A 24,533-nucleotide genomic window follows, 5' to 3' on the forward strand; every position below is an offset into this window, starting at 1 on the left:
TGCCGGACCCCTGCGGTTAATGCAGCTTATTTCGAGTGCAATGCGCAAGGAGTGCTGGAACCGTTACGCGCAGGACATTCGACTAATTACAATATCGACAAAACGCTGGTCCATCCTCGCTTTGACGCCACGAGGATGGACCAGCAGCTAACTGGAGCACCTCTAGCTAGCTCGAATTATTTTTGCCCTTCTGTCGAGCCTTAAGTATGGCCGACAGTCCTGCGACAACAAGAAGAATCGGTACTATGATGACGATTCGACCCAGCCAGGAACCGTCGCTTAGTGCAGATGCGGCAATCGCGGCTACGACGCCGGCAATGAATATGACGACAGTGATATTGCTCTTACTTCGCATAGGACCACGCATCCCAGATGTATTTACCGACGTCCCACACAAAGGTCCCAATGAAAGCTCCTGCTCCACCGGCAAACCCTGCTGCAACACAGCCAACCCCGGCTATCCAGATTGCTGCGGCACAACCGCCAGCGGCCGTAATGAGAGCATTCTTTGACGCGTCGCCGAAGAAGTTTCCCATGACGCAATCATCGTCGTGGCGTGCGCAGCCGTATTCAGTAAATCCGTCATTTTGATGGAAACCGCCTCCTCCTGAAGCGCCGCCACCTCCTCCGGAAGCGCCGCCGCCACCAGCATAGCGAGAACGAGTAACGCTGCGGCGACTAGAGGCATGATGCGCGCGACGTGACACAACATGACGAGCGCGCACGTGGCGGCGCGCATGCTGACGGGACCGGTGATAGCTGCGGTGGTAACGCCGTTTGGCGCGGTCACCACCCAGGTCAGTGGCGTTGATCGGATCGGCAGCGACGTAGTCGTAGTCGTTGGCGGAACCGCCCTCAACTGGATCGACTGAGAGGAACCGGCCGAGCAATGGGCTGTAAGGTCGGGCACCCATCTCGACGATGGACAGCGCGCCGGCGTGCTCGTAGGCACGTTGGTGCTGTCCGAGCCAGCCATAGTCCATGTGGCCAGGCTGATTGTCTGGAACGTTGTCGTTGTCGACTGTTCCATCGGTTGCCAGCGGTTCACCGAACGGCGTGTATGTCCGCAACGCTCCGATCTGGTGCCCGGAATTATCGACGCTTAGGCACAGGTCGCCTCGGACCGTGGGTACGTCCCAGCTGGGCTGTGCCGTACCGACGCTGCCCTTCGCGGTGTAGAGGACGCCGCCGGGCAGGCTGATCGTGCGGGTCTGGATCCGCTTGTCGCTGCCGAGGGCAAAGTCCGGGCTGTCATCGGCGCCAGTGAACGAGTACAGGACGTCGGTCGTCGCGTCGCCTTGCGCAGCAGCGCGCCGGGTGACGCGGTCCGTGGCGTCACGGACGTAGGCGACGTCGGCGGGATCGGCTCCCGTGGTCCGCGCAGTCATGTGGCGGTCTGCTGCGTCGTAGCCGAGGTAGGTGGTCGAACCTCCTGAGGTGAACTGAGTGGTGTTGCCGTGCGTGTCGTACCCGAAGCCGGTGACCGCGTTCGCGCCGGTGGTGGCGAGGACTCGGTCGGCCCCGTCATAGCAGGAATCGGTCTCTGCTGTGCCTGCGGCAGTCTGGTCCAGTAGCTTGACCCGGTTGGTGTTGAGGCCAGCGTTGGGCTGTGTACCTGCCGGGCATGCTGCTGGCGCGTTGGAGGCGAAATCGTAGGTGTAGTGGTGACCTGCTACGTACGCTTCGGTCAGTCTTCCGACCGAGTCGTAGACGTAGTTGGGACCACCCGGATTCGCATCCACACCGCCGAGCTGCTCGTCGATAATGGTGCCGGCGCGCGTGCGGCTGACCTGGGAGACCACACTCTTACTGTCACTGGTCGTCCAGGTCAGGGAGGTAACCTCCCCTGCTGGGTCCTTTCCGATCGCGGAGAGCGCCGAGCCGTTCGAGTACGTCACCGTCGCCAATTCGCCGGCCGCGTCATATTTCGAGGTGGCCAGCACTGTGGTGTCGAGTTTGGTTGTCAGTATGCGACCGGCGTCGTCGTAGCCCGGCGTGGTGAGCTGTGGTGGATCGGCCGGGTTGGGTGGCGTCACCTTCTGCGAGGCCACACGCCCTACCTGGTCATAGGTCGTGTCGGTCTTGGTGCCATAGACGTCGGTGTAGGACACCGTGCGACCGAGCAGGTCCATACGACTGGTGATCGTGCCTGCGGTATCGGCCACAGCGGTGGTCAGTGGGTCACCGCCCACGGCGTAGTCAGTGGTGACGGTCCGTTCGCCCTCTGTGGGGTTGGCCGGAGTCTTCACCGCAACGACCCTGCCCCGGGCGTCGTAAGTGGTGCAGATCCAGTCACCGGACGTCGCTTTGGCGACGGTCCGACCCGAGGCGTCGTAGACCTGTTCGTCGACCCGCGCTGCCCCTGCGGCCGGAGCCGCTGAAATCGTTGACTTGGGCATTCCGCCCTGGTTGACCGCGGGGCTCCCCGCAACACACGGGTTCGCACGCATCTCAGTGTCGCCGTAGTGAGAGTAGGTGGTGGTCGCCCCACTGGGCATGGTCTTGGACACCTTGCGCAGGTAGCCCGTTCCCGCAGCTTCGTAGCCGACCTTCGACGTCAGTGCACCGCTCGCGGCACCGGCAGTCGCGCTAGTGGCCAGTCCGTAAGTGGCGTCCAAGCCTGCTTGTGCGTACTGAGCACTGCCAGTCTTGTCTGGTACACCGTTTGATTCCGAGGTGGCGGTCGACGTCTTGAGCCCGTAGTGCGGGCGCAGCTGGGTGCCGGGAACGGGCTGCTGGGTGCCGGACGGTGTGGTCCAGTGCAGTTCCAGCTGGGCGGAGAGGTCGAACTCGTAGTAGTCGACACGGATCCGTTTGGCCTGGCCGGCGCTGTCGGCGTGCACGACGCCCTGGCGCCACTTCGCGGTGGAGTTGATCCAGTCGTCGATGACGAGCTGATCGTCGACCCACACGCGGACGCCGTCGTTGGCGAGCAGCCGCAGCGTGTAGTCACCAGCGGCGGGGAACACGAGTTCGCCTGTCGCGCGCAGCGAGAAGTGGTCGGCGGGAATTCCCGCGGTGGGCGCCGCGGAACCCCAGTCCTTCACGAACGTGCCGTCCGCCGTACCGAGTCCGGTGGTGTAGACCTTCGGCGCGCCGGAGAGCTGGTCGTTGTCGTACCAGGACACGGAGAGACCGTTGAGGCCTTCGTCGTAGCCGGTATGGGTGTGCGGCACGGTGGCAGCGCACGCAGCGGTCGGCGTCTGGCCGGTGAAGCAGGACGCCGGCGCGGGCCCGTAGGTATCGGTGGGCCGGTCGGCGTAGTCGTAGACCGTGGTCGACACCCGGCCTGCGGCGTCGGTCGAGGTCAGCTGCTGGTCCTTGACGTTCCAGGTCTCGCTGGTGGTCCGGCCGGTCGCATCCGTCGTGGACAGCGCCCGATCGGCGTCGTCATAGGCGACCTTGGAGTAAAACCCCGTGGCCGGGGACAGGCCGAGGACGTCGACGAAGGTCTGCCGGTTGGCCGGGTCGTAGCGGTACGCCCGGCCCGGATGCGGCTGACCGACGGCCGGTGGGGGCAAGGTGACACCGGTGACCTTCGGCTTGACCGCGGTGTCGTAACCGACTGACGTGATCAGGTCGCCCGCGTTGGCCTGACGGTTGGCGGGGTCGGCGGCGATCCAGTCGTTGGCCAGGCTGTTGCGCGTCGCGCCGAGCAGGCCCTGGGCGTTGTAGCCGTAGTCGGTGATCTCCGAGCCCGGGTCCTCGATGCGCCCGAGTTGGAGCGATCCCGTTCCGAAGTACCAGAGGCGGGTTTCAGTGCCGTCCCAGTAAGTGATGCGGCACAGCATCTGCGACGGCGGCAGCGCCGCGGCACCGGGCGGCGGGGTGACACCGCCGTAGCAGTCATCACCGGGACGGTTGTAGTGCAGCACGTGCGACCGTCCCGAGACCGGGTCCTTGATCTCCCGCAACCGCGACGGGGTCCCGTCGTATAGGTACTGCAACGTCGCCGGCTTCCGACTGTCCAGCACGCTGGTCTGAGTTTCCAGCTTGCCATCGGCGCGGAAGACGTAGACCGCGCCACCTTCGTTGAGGGTGATCTTGCCGGCGGTGTCGAGGGCGATCGTGCCGTCCTCGTTGTCCGGGGCGGTGTAACCGCCGGTGCTCTTCTTGGTCCAGGTGTGCTTGGCGCCGGTGGCGTCGGTCAGGACGATGTTCTGATCGGTGACCTTGGCCTCGGTATAGCTTGACCCGTCACCGTCCAGGTCGGCCGAGAGCGTCCAGCCCTGAGGCAGCACCGGCAGGTCCGAGGTGAACAGCCAGTCGGCGGGGACGATCTGCGGGGCGACGGTGGTGTTGTCGGTGGTGCGGACGAACAGCCGCATCTTCGCCGCCCCGGTCGCTTCGGCGTTCTCCACCTTGATCGGCACCCGCTGCCCAGCGGTCAGCGAGACGCCGGTCGCCTGGGTCCAGTTCAGGTCGCTGGCGGTGTTGACCTCGTAGACCTTGGCGCCGTTGATCCACACGGTGCCACCGTCGTCGTGCACCCCGGCGAACTGGTAGGTCCCGGTCACCGGGGCCTGGAAGAAGCCTTCCCAGCGGGCGACGAACCAGTCCGCGGGCAACGCGGGCGCGAACGGCGAGTCGGTACCCCAGTCAACGTTGACCTGCGGCTCGGTCCGCACCAGCACCGGCTGCTGCGCGTCATTGACGATGCCGTTGTGCGACAGATCGACGAAGTAGGACGCCTTCAGCCCCTTGTTCTCCACCTGCTGCGAGTTGTAGGTGAAGCTCAGCCCGGCATTGCCGCCGACCGTGGTGAACGACGGTGTCTGCTCGCTGGTGGAGACGTTGCCGTTAGCCAGGTTGACGCTGACCAGTCCGGCGGTGTCCACCGGCGAGGGGCCGTGGTCGCCGATCCGCTGGTCGATCTTGAAGTGGCCGATCCAGGTCGGGGTGATCGTCGTCGTGCCGCTGTAGGTCATCGCCTGCCAGGTGTAGGCGACGCCGTCCTGCAGGACCCCCGCCGGAACGGTCCATGTCGGGGTGGTCAGGCAGCCGGACTCGACGACGACGCCGGACTTGGCGTCGGCACCGGTGGCGATGCGGAAGCAGTACTTGACCTGCTCACCGTCCGGGTCGGTGACAGGATTGACTGCCAAGGTCGGGGTCGTCGACGTCGACACGGTGCCGTCCGCCGGGGCGACCAGTGTCGCGGCCGGGGCTGGGGATCCGGTGTCGACGGTGAGGGTGGCGTTGAGGTTCTTGTAGGTCCAGGTGCCGGGGTTCTCCGCCCCGATCATCATGAAGAAGACCGTGCCGTCGCGGGCGTTGACGCGGTCGCGGATGAACCCGGTCATGCCTTCGCCGACGAAGCTGCCCACGTCACCGACCAGTGCGCTGGTCATGTAGCCGCCGACGCCGTTGTAGTTGAACGCCGACGCGTGATACAGGTTCGCGTTCCACGTCTTCAGCGAGCCGACGACGCTGGTGTTGCGGGTCAGGTCCATCCGCGCGCCGACCACGGTCTTGCCGAACAACGGCGAGTAGTCCATGTGGAAGACGCTGCGGTTGTAGGTGTCGCCGTTGGCCTGGCTGTTGCCGATCCGCAGACCGCACGCGTCACAGACGGTGCCGTCGGAGCGGTAGGCGTGCGACTCGGTGACGCCGTAGGTGAACGTCGGGTCGACGAACACGGGATAGACGCGCTTGGGGTCGCGCAACCAGTTCGGGTCGACCGCGACGGTCAGCCACCAGTCCGTACCGGCCTTGTCGAGGGTGTAGGTGCCTCCGGTCATCGCCGGGGCGGTGTCGCCGTGGCCTGCGGAGTCCCAGGTCTCGATCGGCGGCAGGACGATCTTCGCCTCGCCGCTCTTGTCGGCCAGGGTGACGGCGCCGTTCTTCTCCAGCTTCGGCGTCAGGTCGCCGGTGGTGAGCTTGAAGCGCCACGACGAGCGGCCGTCGGCGGGCGGGCGCTTGAGCTTGATGGTCTCTTTCACCGCGCCCGGCGTGACCTCGTAGTCCAGGTCGGTCCCGGCCGCGACCTCCGGGTAGGTGACCGAATCACCCTTCACCGCGGCGGTCGCCGGGGCGGCCTGGTCGAGCGCCAGGCCCGCGGTGTGACCGCCGGATTCGACCTGCAGCACCGCGGCGTCGTTGGCCTTCGTGGCCAGTGACGGGCTCAGGGGGTGGTTGTCAGCGTCGGCGCGCTTGGTCGCCGGGTCGGTGGTCAGGGTGGTCTGGACCGGCTGCCACTGGCCGTGCTCGTCCTGGACGTTCAGGGGCTGGTTCGACTGCCGCACCGAGTGCGTGCCGTCGGGGTTGACGTACTCGGTGACGAACATCGACCGTGACACCGGCGTCGACCGCTGTGGGTCGAAGTGCGTTCCCGCGCCGCCGTCCAGCCGGCTCGACGCGGCGAAATCCGCCTTCGACGGCGCCTGCGGCGCGGCGGGAGCGGGCGCGGCCGAGGGCAGCAACCCGACGTCGCGCGGATCGATCGGCTTCGGCGCTTCAGCCAGGCGCGGCGGCGCCGCGATCGCTTCGGCGCTGCCGGCGAGCAGCGTCATCGTCAGCGCGAGCACGAGCGCTCTGCCCCAGCCGACAAGATGGACAGGACGCGACAACCGCAGCACGGCCAGTTCCTCCCCCGGCGACCCGGCATCCGCCGTGATCGCCCCCAATGGCCCGCGGAGCACGACTGCCGCCACGGGATGGTGCCGGGCACTTCGTGCATGTAATGCCCGATTTGCCCTGGTAGGCCGGGTATTTTCGTCCCGCGCCCGCAGCAAGCATCGGCAGAACCTCACGCCACCGTTACACCGTCGAGTGAGACGAATCACACAATTGCCAGTCGATGACCGATCCAGTAGAAGCGCTGATCACCGCCAGCCTGAAGGCGACGGCCCACCGGCTACGATCGCCGCCGGTCCTGCCGTCGCCGGACCACATACCGCCCCTTCGGCAGGAGACCGATGCCCCAGCCCGCGCTCGACGCCCCGAACGTCACCGCACCGATCCCGCGCACAACCGCGAAGATCCGGCGACCTTCCGCGCCTCGGCTCGGCGTCGCGGCGCTGTGGGCCTTCGCCGCCGTTCCCGTTGCGCTGGCACTCCTGGCCGCGGTGCGTGCGCCGAAGATGCACGTGCTGCTCGACTACTGGCACGTCTTCGCGAAGATCACCGACGACACCGGTCACCTGCTGCTCGGCCAGGTCTTCACCTACCACCTCGACCAGCCGTTCGTCGTGCCCTCGCTGCTGTTCTACGTCGACGCGGCCTGGTTCGGCGGCGACAACCGCGTCCTGACGGTCCTGACGATCGCCCTGCTTGCGGTCGCGGTGTTCGCACTGTGGACGATGCTGCCGCGACACTTGAACCCGGCGACGCGGGCGGCGTTGACCGCGGCCATGTCCTGGCTGCTGTTCACCTCCCACGCCACCGAGCTGTGGCTGCAGAGCACGAACGGCATCAGCTGGGTTCCCGCGGTCACGTTCTGCACGATCGCGATCGCCTGTGCGCACCACGGTCGCCGGGCCGGCGCGTACGCGGCCGCGGTGCTGGGCTGCCTGAGTTTCGGCGCCGCGTTGCCGATCTGGTTCGTCATCGCCTTCATCGCCTGGCTGCGCAAGGAACCCCGGCTCCGCGTTGTCATCCCCGCAGCGGCCGGGCTCGTCATCCTCGCCGCATGGTGGCTGACCAAACCCGCAGGGACGCAGTCCGGGGCGACGGACGCCTTCGACCCGGACGGACGGCTGTCCGTCGTCGCCGCCGCGGTCGGTGGACTGTGGTCGGTGGACATCGCTGTTCTCGCGGTGATCGCCGGAAGCCTCACCATCGCCCTGCTCGCCCTGCTGTTGCGCCACACCGTCATCCATCGGCCGGCGGCGACCGAAGCGGGTTGGGCGGGGTTAGCCTGCTACGCCGTCGCTCTGGCGTTGATGCTCGCGCTCGGCCGGACGACGACGAACGTTCCCGGAGGTAACGTCGGGCTGATCAGCCGGTACGTCCTGGTCGCCGCGCTGGCCACCACCGCGCTGCTCGTCCTGACCACTGTGCACCGTCCACAGTGGCCGCAGCGGTATCTCGTCGTGGCGGCCGTCGCACTGTCCCTGGTCACCCACGCCGTTGGTGGCGGGAAGGCCGACGAAGTCCGTCGCAGCTACGCGCCGCTCAACCTGTCCGCGATCGCCCTGCGAGTCGACGCCCCCGCAGCGCTGGATGCCCTGCACATCCAGCGCGCCGCCGGCCCCGCGGCCCGCGCATTGGGCGCCTACCCGTTCAACGACAGCTTCACCCTCGGCTGTCACGGCCCCGAACTCGGCAGCCACCTCGACCTGACGACCGCACAACCGACACCGGCCGGCGCCCTCGACGCCCCCGCCACCGACGCGGGCGACATCACCACTGGCTGGGCCGTCGTCAACGGCACCCGGCCGGACTGCATCCTCATCACCGACCAGACCGGCACAGTCACCGGCGGCGGCATCACCGGCCTGCCCCTCACCCCCGGGCAAACCCCGAAAGCCGCGCCAGGAGCGACAGCCTGGCAGGCAACGGCAGGCCCTACGAACGGACCGCTCACGATCCTCGCAGTCCAGGGCGGCCGTCTCTACCGCATCAGCTGAATTCTCAGCCGCAGCGCCTGGATGGTCGCGGCGAGGCGCTGCGGAGCCGTGCACGACCTTGTTCTGCGCCGATAGTGCGGGTGTGCTCCCCTACCTTGGGGCCAGCCGTCACAGCAAACGGACAGCCGTCGATCACACCGCACGTCACGGCGGCTGGCCCCGACGCTTGCCGCGGCCAACCGCGCGACCCCATGAGCATGAACATGTCAGAGCTCTGACGCGGGATTATTCACGCCCACTTCGACTCGAACCTGAAGCCTTCCGGTTAACTGGAGGTTCTAGACCCGGGTCGCCCTCAGTCGATCTAGCTGGGATGTTTGCATTCGCTCATGCCGTGATTCGGCGCCAATCGACGTCGATCGTCGCCGTTTATGGAGCATAAATGCTCCCTCGTTCGTGATCCTGGAAGTGGACGGACGACCTACCGGGCAGCGGCCAGTGCGGCTACCGGCGGCTTACGCAGCAGCCGACCGCTCAGCGGCCGTCCTACAGAACCCGTCTTCGTTCGCCTCCCCTTGCGGCGACGCGCGGGAATCAGCCCGGTCAGAGCCTCGGTTACCGGGATGCCAAGACCCGGTGATGTCGTTCCGGAAGCCCGCCTGCCGATGATGGTGGAGCACGGCGGAGACGGACGGTGGCGTCGAGGCCACCACCTGCAGCGCATTCGAGGGCGACGTCACCACCGGCTGCTCGCGCGAGCCGGGCGACGATCGTCAGGCCGAGGCCGCTGCCTTCGCCAGCGTGGGCATCGGCCGAGTTGCGCCTGAAGTGGTCACACGCGTGGCGCGCTGTTCGGCGGTCATCCCGGGTCTCTGATCGATGATGTGCAGCTCGACGTCGCCTTCGAGGCCGCGCGTGGAGGCGAGGGTGATCGTGGTGCCAGGCCCGGTGGCGCGCAGGTCGTTGGCGAGCAGGTTGTCGACGATCTGCTCCAGCCCACCCGGAACGGTGAGGACCTACCCGGCAGGACCGCCCTGCCGGGAGAGCCGAACGCGGTGTTCGGCAGCTGTGGCGCTTCAGGTCTCGACGCGGTCGGCCAGTATCGCGTCGAGATCAGCGGGTTCGGGTGTTGTGGCGGCGTCGTCGAGGCCGGCCAGCGCGAGCAGGCCGGTAACCACCTATGTGAGGCGGTCGACCCCGCCCAGGGCGGTGTCGAGGCTGGGACGGGCGTCGGGACGCAGGTCGGGTTCGAGGTTCTCCAGGCGCAGCCGCAGGGCGGTGAGCGAGGGATTTGAGCTGGCGGCAGGCGTCGGCGGCGAACACGCGTTGGGTGCCAAGCAGGTGCTGCAGCCGGGTCGCCATCCGGGTGAAGCGTGCCGCGAGGCGGCGGAGTTTGGCCGGGCCGCGGTGGGCCGGTGAGGACGCCGTCGGCGAGCTGGGCGGTGGCTGGTCCAGCGATCGGATGGGGCGGGTGATCCAGCGGACGATACCGAACTCCGGCAGGCCGGTCAGCCCGTCACACACGACCATGAGCACGTCGGCGAGACCGCGGTTCTTCAGCTCGGTCAGTACGTGCAGCCAGTACTTGGCGCCCTCGTCGCCGCCACCGGCCCACAACCGGAGGATTGTCGCGCCGGCCCTCGCAGCTCACCGCCAGCGGAACATGATCGGCCGGTTGGCGACCTGCCCGTCACGGATCTTGACGTTGAGCGCGTCGATGAAGATCACCGGATACACCGGATCGAGTGGCCGGTTCTGCCACTCGACCATGCCCTCGATGGCCCTTGTCGGTGATCGTGGAGATCGTCTGCCGGGACAACTCGGCCCCATAGACCTCGGCCAAGTGCGCAGAGATCTCCCCGGTCGTGACGCAGCCGCAGCGGACAGCGACCACGATCGTGAGCCGACCACCGACTGTCCGACCCGCGTCGGCTACGTCTCGATCCACTGCGCCGATGAGCTCGGCGACAGGCCGCGATATTACCCACGAGTGAAGGATGAGGCATTCAACGCCGCGTCGGCCTGATCGCTTACCCTGGGTACCCTGCAGATCCGGACTGGCGAGGGGCGAGTAACTAGATTTGAGAGTTCTCGGCGTTAACGCGGCGGGCGGCAAGCTGTGGCTCTGCCTGGTCGACGACAACGGTGTGCTAGAAACCGAACCGACTTACCTTGAGTTGCGCGACGGCCCCCATGCCGGGTACGCCATCGTGGCGTTCCGAGACGAGTGCGTTCACGCGCTGACGGCACTATCACCCAACCGGGTCGTGATCCTAGACATGGAACCGGGTAGGCGGGTACCGAAGGTTGCGGACATGCGGACTCGGTTTACCGCCGAGGCGCTCCTGGCATCTTGCGCAGTAGACGCCGAGGTAACTTGCGTTCGGCTCGCCCGCGCGACGCTCCGCTCCCGGCTGGGCCTCCCACGCAAGGGCGCGGTCGCCGACCACGTGGCCAGCGTCTTCGATACCCCAGTAGGGAAATACTGGACGAAGAAGCGGGATCTCGCCGCTGTGGCGGCACGCGCAGAGATCGTCGGAGAGTGAGATATGCCCATCGTCGGAGACCTACTTCAACGGCCCACCTACGAGATCCTTCAAACAATCGGGGAGGGCAACGTTGGCATCTGCCGGCTTGCGAGGCACGACATCTTCGATCGTGACGTCGTACAGAAAACGATCTCCCTCCTCAGTGTGCCCGATGGGGTGGCCCGCGAGCCGCACCTGTTGAAGGAGGCCCGGCACAAGCATCTGATCGAGGTATGGGACGCCCAGTGGGAACCCGACCCCCAGTTCCGTGGTCTGGACGCCGTGACCTTCATCTGCGACTACTACCCCGGAGGGAGCGTCTACGACGCGCTCATGGACGGGCACAGGTTCGGCTTGGCCGATGCGATGAGGATCTGCGGCCAGGTGCTGGACGCCCTGGAGTACCTGCACCAGGATCGCGCGTATGTGCACAGGGACGTGAAACCCGGCAATGTCCTTCTCGATCAGTCACGGGAGAATGCAGTCATCGCTGACCTTGGGTCGGCTGGCAAAATCGATCCACGCACAGGCACAGCGCCGGATTACGGGGGCACGCCCTTGTACCTCGCCCCCGAGGCCAAGTCCACTGGGCACGTGACTCTCAGGTCTGATCTTTACTCGATCGGCGTTACAACGATCGAGATGCTCGCCGGCAGGTTCCCGTACGAGCAGATCCAGTTTTCCGAGGTTGACGCTCGCCTTGCCGCGGGGAAGCGCGCGATGACCGACCGGTGGTACACATTCCCGCCGCATGTGCCGCCCAACGTGAGGAAGTTTGTCAGTTCACTGGTGCGGGTGGAACCTGCCAGGCGGCCAGACACAGCACGCTCCGCGCTCCGCAAGCTGAACGGGCTGCAATACGTTGACTGGCGACGTGTATCTGGGACAGAACTGCTCGGCGAATGGGTCGGCACCTGGCCGCCCACCAAGATTCCTGCGAGGCGCCGACACTACCGCGTCCAGGCGATCGAAGTGGCGCGTGGACGTCACGCCGGACGGGTACAGGTAACCGCCGAGTGGCAGAAGCCGGGCAGCCCTTGGCGAAGCATCCGCAGGCTAAGCAGCTACACGGACGCGGGGGACGCGAAGGCGCTGACCGAATTCTTCAGGCAGGTGGAGTCCCTTGCCCAGGCGGCACCAGCCTGACGCACCGCGCAGCCTTGGGATCGGTCGAGTTGGCTGAGCTCCGCTGCGAGGTCCTTTGCAGCGGTGTCCGAAAGCACGAGTAGCGCTTGCCCGCCTCCGTCGCGGGGCTCAAGCCAACCGCGGCCGACTGCCCTCCAAAGGGCCTGGGTCAGGCCGAGGACGCGCAACCCGACGCTGGGGTCCGGCGCTGTACGCACCTCCGTGCCAAAGACGCGGGAGAGCATCTCGCCACCTGGCAGACGGACCGCGCGGAGCACAGCAGCATGAGCATCGGCAGGATGCGCGGCATCCACGGCGGCCACCCCGCCGGACACCATAAGCGACACCACCAGTCGCGTCAGACCGTCCTTGCTCATACCGTCACAGTAGCGCCGACCCCCGACAGTGCGCGAGACATCGGCAGGAAACGTGCAGACGCCGCTAGCCTGATGGACCAGGGGAACTTGCTCGGTCCGGGAACTCGGGGGTACACCGGCCGAAGCCGCCGTCGGATTGCGGATGACCACGACCGTGATATCTCTGCTTCACTTTCACATCAGTGCTCTGAGGGTTCCGGTAGTCGCTTGCAGGTGAACATGCCGTGCTGGTCCTCAAGCACAACTTCCTTTCCAGGCGAGCTCTCGTACAACTCAGAGATGACATCCACCGAGTTCGCTGCCTTGCAGTGAGCGCCATCAGGCTCGGTCTGGACGAGATAGGCCGTGCCACACTCACAAGCTGTCCCGAATGCGTAGAACCTGCCGCGCCGCGCCTCGTCAACCAGGCCGGCGGGGTAGTACACGACGTGCTTGCCGCAGGCGGTCGGCAGCTCCACCATGCCGTCAACAGTCCTGCTTTCAGGAAGCTCCGTCGCGGGCTTCCACGGCCGTACCTCGATATGCCGCTCCATCGAACGAAGGTCTTTGCCTGCGGCGAAGCCAAGGAAGGCCGCATCGTCTACGGGCATCCCGCTGGACCACGCGACTCGTTCCGCAGGTGGCCACAACTGCGGCAACTCCTGCCTGGTGGTCACCTCGACTTGCAGGCTTGGGGTCGTGAACCGCACACCGTGCAGCAACAGTTGCCCCAGAACGAGGGTCATCGCGTAACCCTGCGGCCGGTCGGGCTCAGGCAACTCACTGGCCGTCACCGTCAACGGAATGACCCACGTCGAAGCGAACCGGCTCGCTCCGGTGTACCGCCCGACCCAGAACTGACTGGCCGGAAGCGGTTGCATGTCGTTTCTGGCGTTCGTTAGCCCACGGTACTCCGATTGCGGGAGCCCATAGCCTGCGCTGCGCTGGGTCTCGGACGAAACGAGCATGGCTGTGAGCGCTGTCTTCTGGACCCACGCCGCGACGGCTCCCGCCTCTTCGGTCGCGATCTGCCCCGCTTCACCAAGGATGAAGGGTGTCAGGACCCGCGCGGCGACCGCCTCGAGGCGACTCATCCAGCCGTTGTTACAGCCGCCACAGACGCGCACCGTCTGGCGGAACGGCGGACGCACACCCAGGTCCTGCCCTACGCGATTCAGCGGCCCAGCGCCGTGTGCAATTGGTTCCAGGTCGAGGCCGATCCGCGACAGCCAGTTCCCGAAGACATGCTCGGCGGTCAGCTTGCCGACGAAGCCGCAGAAGGGGCAAGTGGGCAAGAAGGCTCCTTGGGTCCGTCGCCAATGCAGGCTGATGAATGTCGAGTTGGCGGAGATCGGCGTGTATAGCTCCGCCAACACTGGCGGTGCCTAGTTCCCGTCGTCGGCCGGTGATGAGATGTCTGCCTCGATCTCGTCCACGTCGTCGAGGAGATCGAGGGGCATGATGTATTGAGCGAGTTGCTTGGCGACTGCGAGTGGCCACGGTAGCGCGATGGAGTAGTCGTAGTGCGGGGTGGCCCAGCGGAGATCGTGCGCGACTGCAGCCCAGTCTTCTGGGACATCGCCGGGCTGGATTGCCGCGACGGTGAACTCGAGCGCGCGGGCGTTCCACACCATCGATTTGGTTGATGGGTTGACGAGTTCCCCCTTTCGCCATCGGGGTACGACCTTTGATGCGCTCTTGACGGCGTTGCTGGCCGTGCGGGGCTTTTCGCCAGTGCTGAAGAAGATGCGATCCTCAGCGATCCAGTAGCCGGCGGAGTGGCCTTCTTCCTTGCTGTTGGCGGCCCACGTGTCGGGCACCTCGTGGCGTTCGGTCGCGCGCAGACGGACGTGCCGGAGACCGGGGTACCGGGTGATGTCTTGAGGTTGTTGGCCGAACTTGATCGTGTCGATAGCCATGTCGGGGTTGTTGAGGTGCGGCCAACCCCACCTGAGGTTCTGGGCGCTGGTCAGCAACAGCAGCGACGGGTATTGGCGGGCGACGCTTCGAAGGACCTGCTCGAAGAAGCGGGTGATCTCTTCGGGGGTTCGCTTCTGGTCTGTGAGCATGTGATGCCGACTGATCTCGTGCTGTGCGCGGTGCAGGGGTGTCCACCGGACGTTGGGCGCACAAGCCTGAACATGCCGCCCAGTCGGGTCGATTAGGACGGCGACGGGAACCTGACGCGTGATGCCTTCCCAACGACTGCGCTGGTTCTGGCGGACCAGCCAGAACGCGAGGTAAGCGGGTGCTTCCCGGACGGTGGTTCCTTCCGGTTGGACGGGAAGGTCGGTGGCACGGACTCCCAGTTGGCGCAGTAGGTCAAACCAGCTGAAACGCATCTTCTCCAGACTGGAGTCGGATGCGGTTGTTTCTTGATTGCCTTCGGCCGGGACCGGTTCTGGGGCTTCAGTGACACATTGGGACAGTCGACCGGTCCGGGACAAGCCGACCTTGATCGCGAACTTCGGGTCGGAAGTCCGTTGCTTGCCGGCGTACGACTTCTTGCCCTTGATCTCGACCAGCGAGATGGTAGGCACTTCGGCGTTTCCGAGCTCCTCACCGATCTTATCGATGCGACTGTTCACGGCCGCTTGGAAGCGGTCCTTGTTGGTGATCGTCGTGTCGTCGCCGGCCAGCCCGCCGCCCCATGCGCCGACGGGGCGCACGGTAGTGAGGATGGTGAGTTCGTCGGTGATGATGGTTTCGGGTTTTCCGGTGACGCGGTCTGTGTCCTCAGGTACCTCGATGCCGAGCAGCTTGGCCAGGGTGGCACGGGCGCAGTTCTTGGTGTGATTGGTGTCGTAGAAGATGTCGACGCCAAGGGTCTCCCCGACGGTGTCCGCGATGGCCTTTCGCAGTTGGGCTGCCTCCGAGGCCGCGAACTTGGACTCCTTAAGCTTTTTGGAGTCCAGGAAGACTTGGGATCCCTTGCGCAGGTTCTCGACGGGAACCAGTCGATCGGCAAGGGTGTTGGTGACCCATTCGACGAGCGGGACCTTGTCCGCGAGGGACGTCCCTGGGGCGACTGGGTGGTCGAAGGAGTACATGCCGTTGCGGAAGACGAGCGCCGCGGCGTTGGGCGCTCCCAGGTACGCGGTGGGCTCGCCCTTGAGTACCTCGGGGTCGGGAAGTTTCTCGGATAGTCCGAGTTCCCGGAGGATCTTCCCGATCTTTCCGCCTGACCATCGGGCTGAGTACTCAAAGCCTTGTTCGGTGTTCGGCGCGTCCTTCTTCCAAGACTCGATCGAGGCCACGAGGAAGCTGCGTGATTGGTTCAGCCCCGGCAGCCACGGCAGGGAAGGCAGCATGTAGACGCTGTGCCCCTGGTTGAAGCTCAGCTTGGCTTCCTTATGCGCCCACCTGCGCGTCCCCACAGAGATGTGTACCAGCGGCTGCGAGTTGAACGCCCGGCTCTGAGCCGTAATATTGATCATGTAGGACAAGGGACGATGGGGCATACGGTGCGGTGGCCAGTTCATCACGCACGCGCCCTGTTCGGCGGGCGTCCGGTGGAACTGCGAGATCACCTGCTCGACGTCCGCCGGTTCGGCGTCTGCGGGATCCGCGTCGGGGTTCTTCGGCATCAGGTGCACATGCTGGAGTCCCGGTGCGCTCAGTTCCGCAGCGATGACGTGGGGCAGGAGGCGGTAGAGCTCGTCGGACTGGATCTCGTCGGCGCTGTCGGAGGTCAACGTGGTGAAGTCGACATCCAAGGGAGTCCAGACAAGATCGGATTGGTGCAGTCTGCTCAGGATCGCTTCGGCCTTTGCCGGGTCCGTTGCCGTGGCGCGGATCCAGGTCGCGATGATGGCGAACAGCGACTCGGTGTTCACCTCGACGTCGCTGTAGATCCACGGCGCGTTCTCGCCGATAGTCGCGCGTGTAGCGACTGTGATGACGTCGGGTACCAGGGCCGCGATGACGTCGTTGAGCAGCGTGATCGGGATCGAGCGAATTTCCTCGCCGTTCCGGCGTGCCTTGGCGAGGGTGGTCAGTGGTTTCTTCCAGGGCTCGGGGAAGCGCAGCAGGTACAAGCGGCGCTCCCAGGGGACGTCGGTCCGAAGCTGGAATGCGGCGAGTTTGAGGTCTTCGTACTTGGGTTTGGCTGGCATCGGTCACAGTCCTTCGAGCTGGGCGAGCGCCTCGTACAGGCAGCCGTAGAGGGTTTCGACGAGGTAGGTGTCGGGGTCGGAACAGTCGTCGGCGAAGTAAGGCGCCAGGACCTCGCGCAAGCCGATGAGCAGGCTCAGCGACGCGTCGTCGCTGCTGTTCTCCGAGCGGCGGGCCGCGTTCGGTGCGAAGGCCGCGTCGCAGAAGTAGACCTCGGCTGGGACTCCGCCCCGGACCAGCCGTCCGATCACCTGCCAGATGGTGACCAATTGGGTCCACGCCAAGGCTTCGCGTTCCCGCACCGGTAGGTTGCTGTAGGCGAGTTTGAGGTTGAGTAGCCACCTCCATTGGCGGTGGCCCGCGGAACGGAAGGCTGTGGCGCATCGTCCCAGCGCCGTACGGTCGGTGTCTTCGACGACCGGGAACTTGCTGTGGATCTGGTGGGTCGCCCAGCGGTTGACGCGCTGGATGACATAGCTGAGGTCGTCGGGGCGTGGGTGGGGCCGGATGAGGAAGTAGGCCGCCCCGATCGCGGCTTGGCTGTCGTCGTTGAGGATGTTGTGTCCACGCTCGACTGCAAGCAATGGAGCGACCAGGATCCAGGCGGGTGTCCGTGCGAGGGTGTGCACGTCTCCGCGGCGCAAGCCGTTGGCGCCGTCCCAGGAGTCGGTGAACTCTTCATCGTCGGCGACCAGGTGCAGCACCTGGTCTTGCCAGCTGCTGCGCAGGGACACCAGGTGTTGAGCCACCATGCGTGCTTCGGCGTAGCTGCCGACCAGCAGGAGCAGTCGTTGTCGGCTCGGCGGCAACGAGTCGCGGTGTTGTTCCAGGATGCTCTTGCCGGCACCTGGGTTGGCCAGTTCGGCGATCATCTGCCGCAGGGCCAGTTCGCGTTGTTCGCCGAACTTGCCCGAGACCTTGATAGGTGCCGTATTGTCTCCCGCGAAGAGCGGGAAGAATTCGAAGCGGCTGGCCCGTACTGCGGCCAGTTCTTTCTTCGGTGGTGTCAGGATCGCTGTGACCGGGATGTCGATGTGGTAGCGAGCCGACGTGCCTGCCCAACTGGTTCCCGACAGCAGCAACACGTTGGGGCCGCGGTCGGAGTCCGTGAGGAACAGCTCGTGGAGGTGCAGCAGCACCCAGCGGCCGATGCCGCTACAGCGGAAGAAACGCAGCCGCCCCATCTTGGAGCGTCCCCTGCGCTGATCGTGATCGTCGTCGAGGTACTGGAAGCCCAGCACGTTGCCCATCGGTGAGTCTGGGACGACCGGCTGGTAGTCGGCCGGGGCGCGGTGGAACAGCGCGGAACTGGTGCCCTCCAGACCAAGTTCCATCTCCACTGCTCGGAACATGTCCATTGCGTGGTCGAGCGACTTTGCCAGTACCGCGACCGCTAGGGTGAACTCGAGCCGGACGGCCTGTCGCTCCGGGTCGTCGATGGTCAGAGTCAAGCCTTGCTCGGCGAGTTCTTTGGCTGTGGATTCCAGCCATTCACCGACCCGGCGAAGGCGGACGGACTCGTTGGCGTCCCGAAGGATTTGCGCGGTGAGTGTGACCATCCGCTGGGTGAGTTCGTCGTCGGTGTCCTTCGCGCCGAGGGGATCGTCGATCAATCCGTCGAACGCGCGTCGCAACCGGCGGTAGACCGGATCGTCCTCCCACCCGTCCATCGGGCGGTGGGTGTTGGTCTTGCTCGGCCCAAAGCCGGCCCAGGACTGGGCAAGCTGCTGGGACAGAGTCCATTCAGTGAAGTACGCCTTGTCCAACCACCGGCGTGACAACGCGGGTTGCGGTCGGGCGCCGTCGCGGGACAGCGCCGAGTACATGATGTCCACCGCGATGTTGGCGTTGTCGAGATTGACCGTCCAATGCCGCACCAGTGGCTCGTGCATGGGCTCACGCCCGGCTTGACGGATCGTCCTCTTGGTACGGTCGATGACCTCGTCGAGCCAGGCGTCGTAGTCCTCGCCGATGAGCTGCTGTTCGGGGCTGAACACCGAGTCCAACTGCGCCTGAACCTGGTCAGCCTCGTCGACGATGATTAGGTCACTACGGCGCCAGGCGAGCTCGAGGTAGCGCAGTCGCTCCTCGTTGAGCTGCTTGGGTATGGGGGTGTGGATAAGGCTAGCCGTGGTCGCCACCCATACGGTTGCGTCGACCAGTTCGCGCGAAGGCTCATGTCGTTGACACGTGTGCCACGCCGGGCACGTGTGAGCCTTCGGCTTGTCGTCGGTTTCCTCGGGTATGAGACCCGTGCAGGGAGAATGCCGTAGCTCCCAGGGCGTCGCCGAGTGGTCACGCAACCCGTCCAATGAGCAAGAGGTGCTGGCGAGGTCGAACATCCTGTCCGCTGCGGGCGCGATGCGACCGTTACGCGGGTTGGTCAAGCGGTGCAGGCGGGTCAGGTGTTGGACGCGGTTCGACTGTCCCAGCACCGGGGCAGCGCGGACGCCGAGTGCTTGGAGGTGCACCGTTTTACGCAGTACCGACGTAACGTTGTCGGCGACCACACAGACACGTTTGTGGTTGAGGTGGCACCAGAGGAGGAGCACCTCGACCAGGGTGCTTTTGCCAGCCCCGACCATGCCGATCATGTGCATGATGCCAGCGATGGTGAGTTTCTCGGATCTGGAAAAGCTGTTGTCCCCCTGGCGGACTTCGAGGGTCACTCGCTTCAACCTGTCGACCCAGTTCGACCGCAAACGTTCGGGCCAACCCAGCTCGGCCTCGCGGTCATCACCCCAATGTGCCGCCGTGACCAGCTCCGACCATTCCAGCTCGATCGCGTCGCGATCACAGCGCGCCAGTATGTCGTGACCGCGACCACCGGGGTGGATCGGAAACCAGTCAGGGATCGTGACGCTGGTTCCCATGTCGGCCTGGTTGAAGTAGCGGCCTGGCTCGGCGACTGTGACCTTGCTCGTGAGGTCTGGTGGTGGATGGGACAGGACGTCTTCGTAGTAATCGAAGCGGTCGGTCAACACGGTGGGAACGCGTCGCGAGGTGGTTCCCGAGTCGAGGTCGACTTCGTAGCCTCGAATCGTCTCGGGCAACTCCGCGTACTCCTCCAGCGCGGCGCGCCAATCCTCGCGGTCCTTGAACCACAGGACCAGGTGGCGTGCCACTCCGATCATGGACTCGTGTTCTGAGGCAACGAGTCCGCGGCCGGCATTCAGGAACGGGTAGCCACCCAACAGCGCCCAGGCGTCCAGAACCGACTGGTCTGGAGCAACCTGCTCGACGAGGTGCAAGACCAGCTCGATATCGACCAGCCGCAACGCCGTGCGGCTTTCGAGCGTCTCGTGCTCGCGCCGCAGAAGCCTTGCGGGGTCCTTCTTCCACGTGTTGCTGTCTCTCACGCCTGCGCCTTCCGAAACTCGCGGACCACCCGGTCAATGAATGCCTTCTCCGACACCGCCTCAATCCGGGACTGGCCCTTCAACCAGGTGCAGTGGTTGCGCAATGCCCGCAGGTACTCGGGACGACCCGTCGTCTGCTCTTTCGCGATCACGATGAAGCCTCGTTCCGCTCCACGCGGCAGCACGAACGGCCGCTCGGTCAACCGCCAGGCCAGGCGAACCGGATTCGTCCACGACTTCACATCTGCCGCCCACGGCACCTCTACCGGCAGGACATCACAGGCGTCGAAGTCCGGCCACAACTGCGCGGTGACTCCCGCCCGCTCCAGCGCCTTGGCAATTCGAAGCTCCGCCCGGCCAGGACCAGACACGAACATGCGCAGCTCACGGCTCAGCCAAACAACGCCCTCCGAGGCGGGCAGGCGTTTCTTGATCGTCGTGGGCGCCGGACAGTCCCACTCACTGCATCGACGGACACCGTCAGCCTGCAAGGTCCACAGGTGACCGCAGCCTCCGCACACAACCGCCTCTCCTGTTGCCAAGGCTTCCGCCGGTGCCGCGCGGTAAGCGCCCCGCAGATGCTGAGCGAGTATCGCGAATCCGGGCTGAGCCATCGTCACGAGCAGGTCTCGCTCCGTCATGGCGGGCTTTTCCACCAACAGACGCCGAAAACGCACGTAAGCACCTGGATCATCGTTCGCCTTGCACACGTCCAACACCCCGTGAATAAGGAGGCGTTCGCGAATCTCACCTTCGACATCCCCACTCACCACCGCCCATTCCAAGCATGCCTTGGTGGGCTTGCCGTCTATCAGGAGCGACTCGTCGTCGTTCAACCCCTCCACCGCCGGACGGAACGGCCACTGCACGAACGGAAGATGCGCCCAGGCTGCCAAGTCCATGACGCTACGCGGCACTTCGGCACCAGCAATCACGCCCATCGCGGTCAAACGATCCAACGCGCGCTGCAGGGCGGCCGGATACGGCACAGGAAACGCGCCCCGACGCTCCAAATGCTGCGACAACTCGACCAGCCCGCTGGCCACCAGGCTGATGACCACGGTGTCCCACTCGGTCGGCCACGGCCGCGTATGCCCTGCCGAACTCGCTGCACCGCCAACCAGGGACGTCTGTCGCACCATGCGCGGCAACCTAGACCTCACCACCGACAAAAACGGGACTGCTCACGGCCGCCGACCACGAACGAGTCAGCAAAGCAACCCATTCAGACCAGTCGGTTACCCTCAGTGTCGAATGGGTTCCGCATAGCAAACGGCTTCCGAGCCCTCAGGGGTGCGCCAGAAAGACACGCCATCCTGGGAGACTACGAAAGGTAACCTCTACCTCCCTGTCAGTCACGCTACGAGTGGTCGTTGCAGGTTATGACCCCGCCAGGCCAGCCGAGCACCCTCCCCGCAGGGCAGGTTCTCGAAACACGCGCTGTCTGTCACCTCCCGAGGCAGCTCTTCCGACGACGTCCTCGGGCAAGATGGCTTCGCTCGCCGGTGCATTTTAAGTGGACCGATCTGTGCTCTCGGCGAATCCGGCCGTCCTGTGTCTCGCAGGACCGGGCGAGCGGACTGGCGGCCTCGGCCAGGAACCAGTCAGAGAGGGCTGAGAACTGACGGGATGGCGCGCACCAAGACACAAGGATGCGCCGATGGTCGTTTCGGCGGCCTGGTCGGCCGGTCGTTGTCTCAGGCAGGGGCGCCCGAGCGCGGGCCGCGGGCTCGCCGGAATGGCCCAGCACGTCGAGATGTACCACGGCGAATTGGCCGCCGAGCCGCCACCCTCGCGTGGAGCCGCCGGCGTGACCGGGTACTGATCTGCGACGACCAGGAACTGGTGCGCGTCGAGCTGAAGATGGTCCTGGACGGCCAGGACGACCTGGTTGTCGCCGGTGAGGCCGCGAACGGCGCCGACGCCGTCGAAGCAGCACTCGAGCTGCAGCCCGACCTGGTGCTGATGGACATCCGGATGCCGGTCCTCGACGGTGTGGAGGCCACCGCGAACACCTCCTGGCCCTCACAGCCGCCATCTGGCACAACCGCGCCACGGGCCAGCCCGTCACCCGATCCCTGACTGCCTACGACCACTGACCGAGTTACGCATTACTCGTCTTAGTTCTGCGGCCCGCGGTCGACCTCGGCAGCGCCTGGCCCGGATAGCGGCGGTCGAGCCACCGCTCGGGACGCCGGCCGAAACTGTGGTTGACACTTTCCGATCCGGCCTGTAGCGATTTCCTGCCTCGCAGAAGGCGCACCCGGGACACGATCAGGTGAAGGAAAGACATGAGGTCGTAACGACCGCGCCGATCTGCGACGACTTCAAGATCGGAGGTGTCCGTGAACAAAACTGCACGAGGGGCGAACACAACGCCACGAACTACGCTGCTCAACCTGCAGAGGTCACGCGTACGCCTGCTGCGGAAACTGAGCGAGGGCGACGACCGCCAGGCCGCCAAGATCGGCCGGCGGGCGCTGGCCAAGGTCAGCCGAACAGTCGTCACCGGCCGGGAACTGCCTCATCGCCTCAGCGTACCATCGCGAGAACTAGTGTCGATCATCAAAGTCGACGTCGAGGTCGCCGATGCCATCCGGGCGCAGGACGTGGAGTCGGCTGTCGAGGGCATCCACAACACCTTCAAGCTAGCGGGGCGTTCACCTCAATCACTGGCTCCCGCCTCGAAACTGATCACGATTTCCAACCTGCCGGCGACACAGCAGGTCCGACTACTCGAGTACCTCAACGCTCCAGCCTCCATGACCAAAGAGGACGTTGGCCCTGCGGCAAAGCCGCTGGCCGCGTTGTTCCTCGAATACGTCCACCAGGGACCTTTGTCGCTGAAGGCGTGTCGGCATGGCAACCCGTCGATCAGCGGCTTGTGCCACAAACCACCCTGCCCGGAGGCACCGTGATCTCGTTCGTCCTCCTCGCCTCGGTGCTGGCAGCAGGACGCGCCGTGTGGATCGGAGACTACTTACGTCGATGCGCGATAGCGGCACCTGGCCACGGGATGACCTGGGTCAAAGCAGTCATTACCGGTATCAGAGTCACCACAACGTCAAAGCTCGAGGGCTACCGGACAGAGGCTCTCCACCAAGCTACCCTCGGTCTGAGTGAGCGGCAGCTCGATACCTCGCTCGTTGGCGGGTCCGTCGCGTTGGCAGCCTGGACACAGCTTTTCGTGTCCTCGGAGAGCACACCGGGGTCAAGCATCAGCGATACCAGCCTGTCGCTGCTCTTCATCGGCGCGCTCGCGCTGATCGCAGCTCCGATCCTTTTTCGCACAGAAGGAATTCACTTGACCTTCATCGGCCGCGAAACAGGTTCACATCTCGGCTTCGGCCTGGTGATCCTGAGTCTCCTGTCCATGGCTGCCGATCTGTCCATAAGCTGGCTCATCACTGCCCTCGCCGTCCTGGTCGGAGCCCTCCTAGTGCTGCGAGACGTCAGCGAGGTGACCCGCCACGTACAACTCCAAAATGAATTCACCTTCTAACGTGGCATAGCCTTCCCGCTCGCTCCCCTTGCCCTCACCGCGTGAGATCGACCGCGCCGGCGTGGACGCAGCGCTGACCAGGTCGACGCATGGCGATCCGGGCACGAAACGACTGCGCCACCGGGCCGTCCGGCAGCGGAGCCGTCCACCGGTAGGACGGAGCACGAGCCACCGCAGCCGCCACCAGTGCCCGGCCGAAGCCGAGGCGCCGATACTCGGCGGCAACGTGGACGTAGTCGAGGGTGGCCGTTCGGCAGCTCGCGCACAGGCTAGCGGTCACTGCGCCGACCTCGGTGCGGTCGAGATGGAGTTCGATCCGACCGGCCAGCGTTCCCCCGGTCGATCGTCCCGGACCTGGTGCTGACCACCGCCGGGACGCTCGGCCACCTGATCGACCACCTCACCACCGATCCGGAAGGCACACCATGATCACCGACACCGAGCCGTTCGTCGAAGCATCCGCCGACGTCGGCCCTGGAGCACGGATCGGCGCCGGCACCCGCGTGTGGCACCAGGCGCAAGTCGCCGATGGCGTCGAGATCGGCACCGGCTGCACGCTGGGCAAGAGCTGCTACATCGGCTCAGGCTCGCGGATCGGCGACAACGTCAAGATCGGCAACCACGCCGACGTCTTCGGCGCCCAGCTCGACGACGACGTCATGATCAGCCCGCAGGTCGTACTTACCGAAGACCGCACACCTCGAGCCACCCGCCCTGACGGCCAGCGCCAGGGCCCGGGCGACTGGACGTCGGCGCCGGTCATCGTGCGCCGCGGCGCGACCGTCGGCGCTGGTGCCCGCGTCGCACCCGGTATCGAGATCGGGCCGTACGCACTGGTGGGCATCGGCGCCGTCGTGCTGCGCGACGTCGCTGCGCACGCCCTGGTTCTGGGCAATCCGGCGCGAGCGGTCGGCTGGGTCTGCCGCTGCGCGGGCACCCTGGACGACCGGCTGCGGTGCCCGCGGTGCGAACGGACCTACGAACTGGCCGCTGACCTGCTGACCAAGATTCAGGTCGGCCGGTAGCTCGACGCCGGTCAC

General features: G+C 65.6%; 15 protein-coding genes and 3 pseudogenes. 9 read left to right on the plus strand and 9 right to left on the minus strand.

Annotation, left to right across the window (positions count from 1 at the left end; translation table 11 throughout):
• Positions 1 to 344 precede the first annotated feature (344 nt).
• Positions 345 to 6,578, minus strand: a complete 6,234-nt coding sequence (locus CF165_RS44690; RefSeq protein ID WP_240522093.1) for a PA14 domain-containing protein — start codon at positions 6,576 to 6,578, stop codon at positions 345 to 347.
• A 339-nt stretch (positions 6,579 to 6,917) separates the two neighbouring features.
• On the opposite strand from CF165_RS44690, the gene CF165_RS44695 reads away from it, so the two are divergent.
• Positions 6,918 to 8,570 (plus strand): DUF2079 domain-containing protein, encoded by a 1,653-nt coding sequence (locus CF165_RS44695; RefSeq protein WP_093953668.1) that lies wholly within the window; start codon positions 6,918 to 6,920, stop codon positions 8,568 to 8,570.
• Between the two features lie 555 nt (positions 8,571 to 9,125).
• Here CF165_RS44695 and CF165_RS53720 read toward each other — a convergent pair.
• Positions 9,126 to 9,326 (minus strand): annotated as a pseudogene (locus tag CF165_RS53720) (ATP-binding protein); the annotation flags it as partial.
• A complete protein-coding gene (locus tag CF165_RS53920; RefSeq protein WP_369126871.1) occupies positions 9,284 to 9,496 on the minus strand; it encodes a hypothetical protein in 213 nt (70 codons plus the stop codon). The gene CF165_RS53920 and the pseudogene CF165_RS53720, both read right to left, overlap by 43 nt.
• Between CF165_RS53920 and CF165_RS53125 the strand changes: the two genes are divergently transcribed.
• Positions 9,395 to 9,805 (plus strand): hypothetical protein, encoded by a 411-nt coding sequence (locus tag CF165_RS53125; RefSeq protein ID WP_167441760.1) that lies wholly within the window; start codon positions 9,395 to 9,397, stop codon positions 9,803 to 9,805. The genes CF165_RS53920 and CF165_RS53125 overlap by 102 nt on opposite strands.
• Positions 9,806 to 10,064: 259 nt before the next feature.
• Here the strand turns inward: CF165_RS53125 and CF165_RS53130 are convergent.
• Positions 10,065 to 10,340: pseudogene (locus CF165_RS53130) on the minus strand (transposase); the annotation flags it as partial.
• Positions 10,341 to 10,591: 251 nt separating this feature from the next.
• Here CF165_RS53130 and CF165_RS44705 point away from each other — a divergent pair.
• Both CF165_RS44705 and CF165_RS44710 read left to right on the plus strand, forming a co-directional pair.
• Complete coding sequence (locus CF165_RS44705; RefSeq protein ID WP_143268831.1) at positions 10,592 to 11,056, plus strand: hypothetical protein; 465 nt, start codon at positions 10,592 to 10,594, stop codon at positions 11,054 to 11,056.
• A 3-nt stretch (positions 11,057 to 11,059) separates the two neighbouring features.
• Positions 11,060 to 12,184: a serine/threonine-protein kinase gene (locus CF165_RS44710; RefSeq protein WP_093953670.1), complete on the plus strand. Its 1,125-nt coding sequence runs from the start codon at positions 11,060 to 11,062 to the stop codon at positions 12,182 to 12,184.
• Positions 12,185 to 12,719: 535 nt separating this feature from the next.
• On the opposite strand, the gene CF165_RS44715 is transcribed toward CF165_RS44710, so the two are convergent.
• The 4 genes from CF165_RS44715 to CF165_RS44730 all read right to left on the minus strand — a co-directional run bounded on the left by CF165_RS44715 (position 12,720) and on the right by CF165_RS44730 (position 21,133).
• A complete protein-coding gene (locus CF165_RS44715) occupies positions 12,720 to 13,814 on the minus strand; it encodes a hypothetical protein (RefSeq protein ID WP_240522094.1) in 1,095 nt (364 codons plus the stop codon).
• Positions 13,815 to 13,904: 90 nt separating this feature from the next.
• Positions 13,905 to 16,634 carry an RNaseH domain-containing protein gene (locus CF165_RS44720; RefSeq protein WP_093953673.1) on the minus strand — a complete coding sequence of 910 codons (2,730 nt, stop codon included), beginning with the start codon at positions 16,632 to 16,634 and terminating at the stop codon, positions 13,905 to 13,907.
• Between the two features lie 3 nt (positions 16,635 to 16,637).
• Positions 16,638 to 19,991, minus strand: coding sequence for a pPIWI_RE_Z domain-containing protein (locus CF165_RS44725; RefSeq protein WP_093953674.1), 3,354 nt, complete (start codon positions 19,989 to 19,991; stop codon positions 16,638 to 16,640).
• Positions 19,988 to 21,133, minus strand: a complete 1,146-nt coding sequence (locus CF165_RS44730) for a restriction endonuclease-related protein (RefSeq protein ID WP_143268832.1) — start codon at positions 21,131 to 21,133, stop codon at positions 19,988 to 19,990. Before CF165_RS44730 ends, CF165_RS44725 begins: the two co-directional genes overlap by 4 nt.
• A 518-nt stretch (positions 21,134 to 21,651) precedes the next feature.
• On the opposite strand from CF165_RS44730, the gene CF165_RS51500 reads away from it, so the two are divergent.
• The 4 genes and pseudogenes from CF165_RS51500 to CF165_RS44740 all read left to right on the plus strand — a co-directional run bounded on the left by CF165_RS51500 (position 21,652) and on the right by CF165_RS44740 (position 23,493).
• The gene (locus CF165_RS51500; RefSeq protein WP_158226924.1) at positions 21,652 to 21,816 is read left to right on the plus strand and encodes a hypothetical protein; all 165 of its coding nucleotides are present in this window, start codon (positions 21,652 to 21,654) and stop codon (positions 21,814 to 21,816) included.
• A gap of 38 nt (positions 21,817 to 21,854) precedes the next feature.
• Positions 21,855 to 21,998 (plus strand): annotated as a pseudogene (locus CF165_RS44735) (response regulator); the annotation flags it as partial.
• Positions 21,999 to 22,336: 338 nt separating this feature from the next.
• Complete coding sequence (locus tag CF165_RS50745) at positions 22,337 to 22,909, plus strand: hypothetical protein (RefSeq protein ID WP_143268833.1); 573 nt, start codon at positions 22,337 to 22,339, stop codon at positions 22,907 to 22,909.
• Complete coding sequence (locus tag CF165_RS44740) at positions 22,906 to 23,493, plus strand: hypothetical protein (protein ID WP_143268835.1); 588 nt, start codon at positions 22,906 to 22,908, stop codon at positions 23,491 to 23,493. Before CF165_RS50745 ends, CF165_RS44740 begins: the two co-directional genes overlap by 4 nt.
• Before the next feature lie 34 nt (positions 23,494 to 23,527).
• Here CF165_RS44740 and CF165_RS44745 read toward each other — a convergent pair whose 3' ends face one another.
• Positions 23,528 to 23,821, minus strand: a complete 294-nt coding sequence (locus CF165_RS44745) for a GNAT family N-acetyltransferase (protein ID WP_276209772.1) — start codon at positions 23,819 to 23,821, stop codon at positions 23,528 to 23,530.
• 97 nt (positions 23,822 to 23,918) lie between these two features.
• Here CF165_RS44745 and CF165_RS44750 point away from each other — a divergent pair, with 97 nt between their 5' ends.
• Positions 23,919 to 24,518 carry an acyltransferase gene (locus tag CF165_RS44750; protein WP_093953677.1) on the plus strand — a complete coding sequence of 200 codons (600 nt, stop codon included), beginning with the start codon at positions 23,919 to 23,921 and terminating at the stop codon, positions 24,516 to 24,518.
• Positions 24,519 to 24,533: the final 15 nt, after the last annotated feature.

The organism is Amycolatopsis vastitatis, from assembly GCF_002234595.1.
GTDB lineage: Bacteria > Actinomycetota > Actinomycetes > Mycobacteriales > Pseudonocardiaceae > Amycolatopsis > Amycolatopsis vastitatis.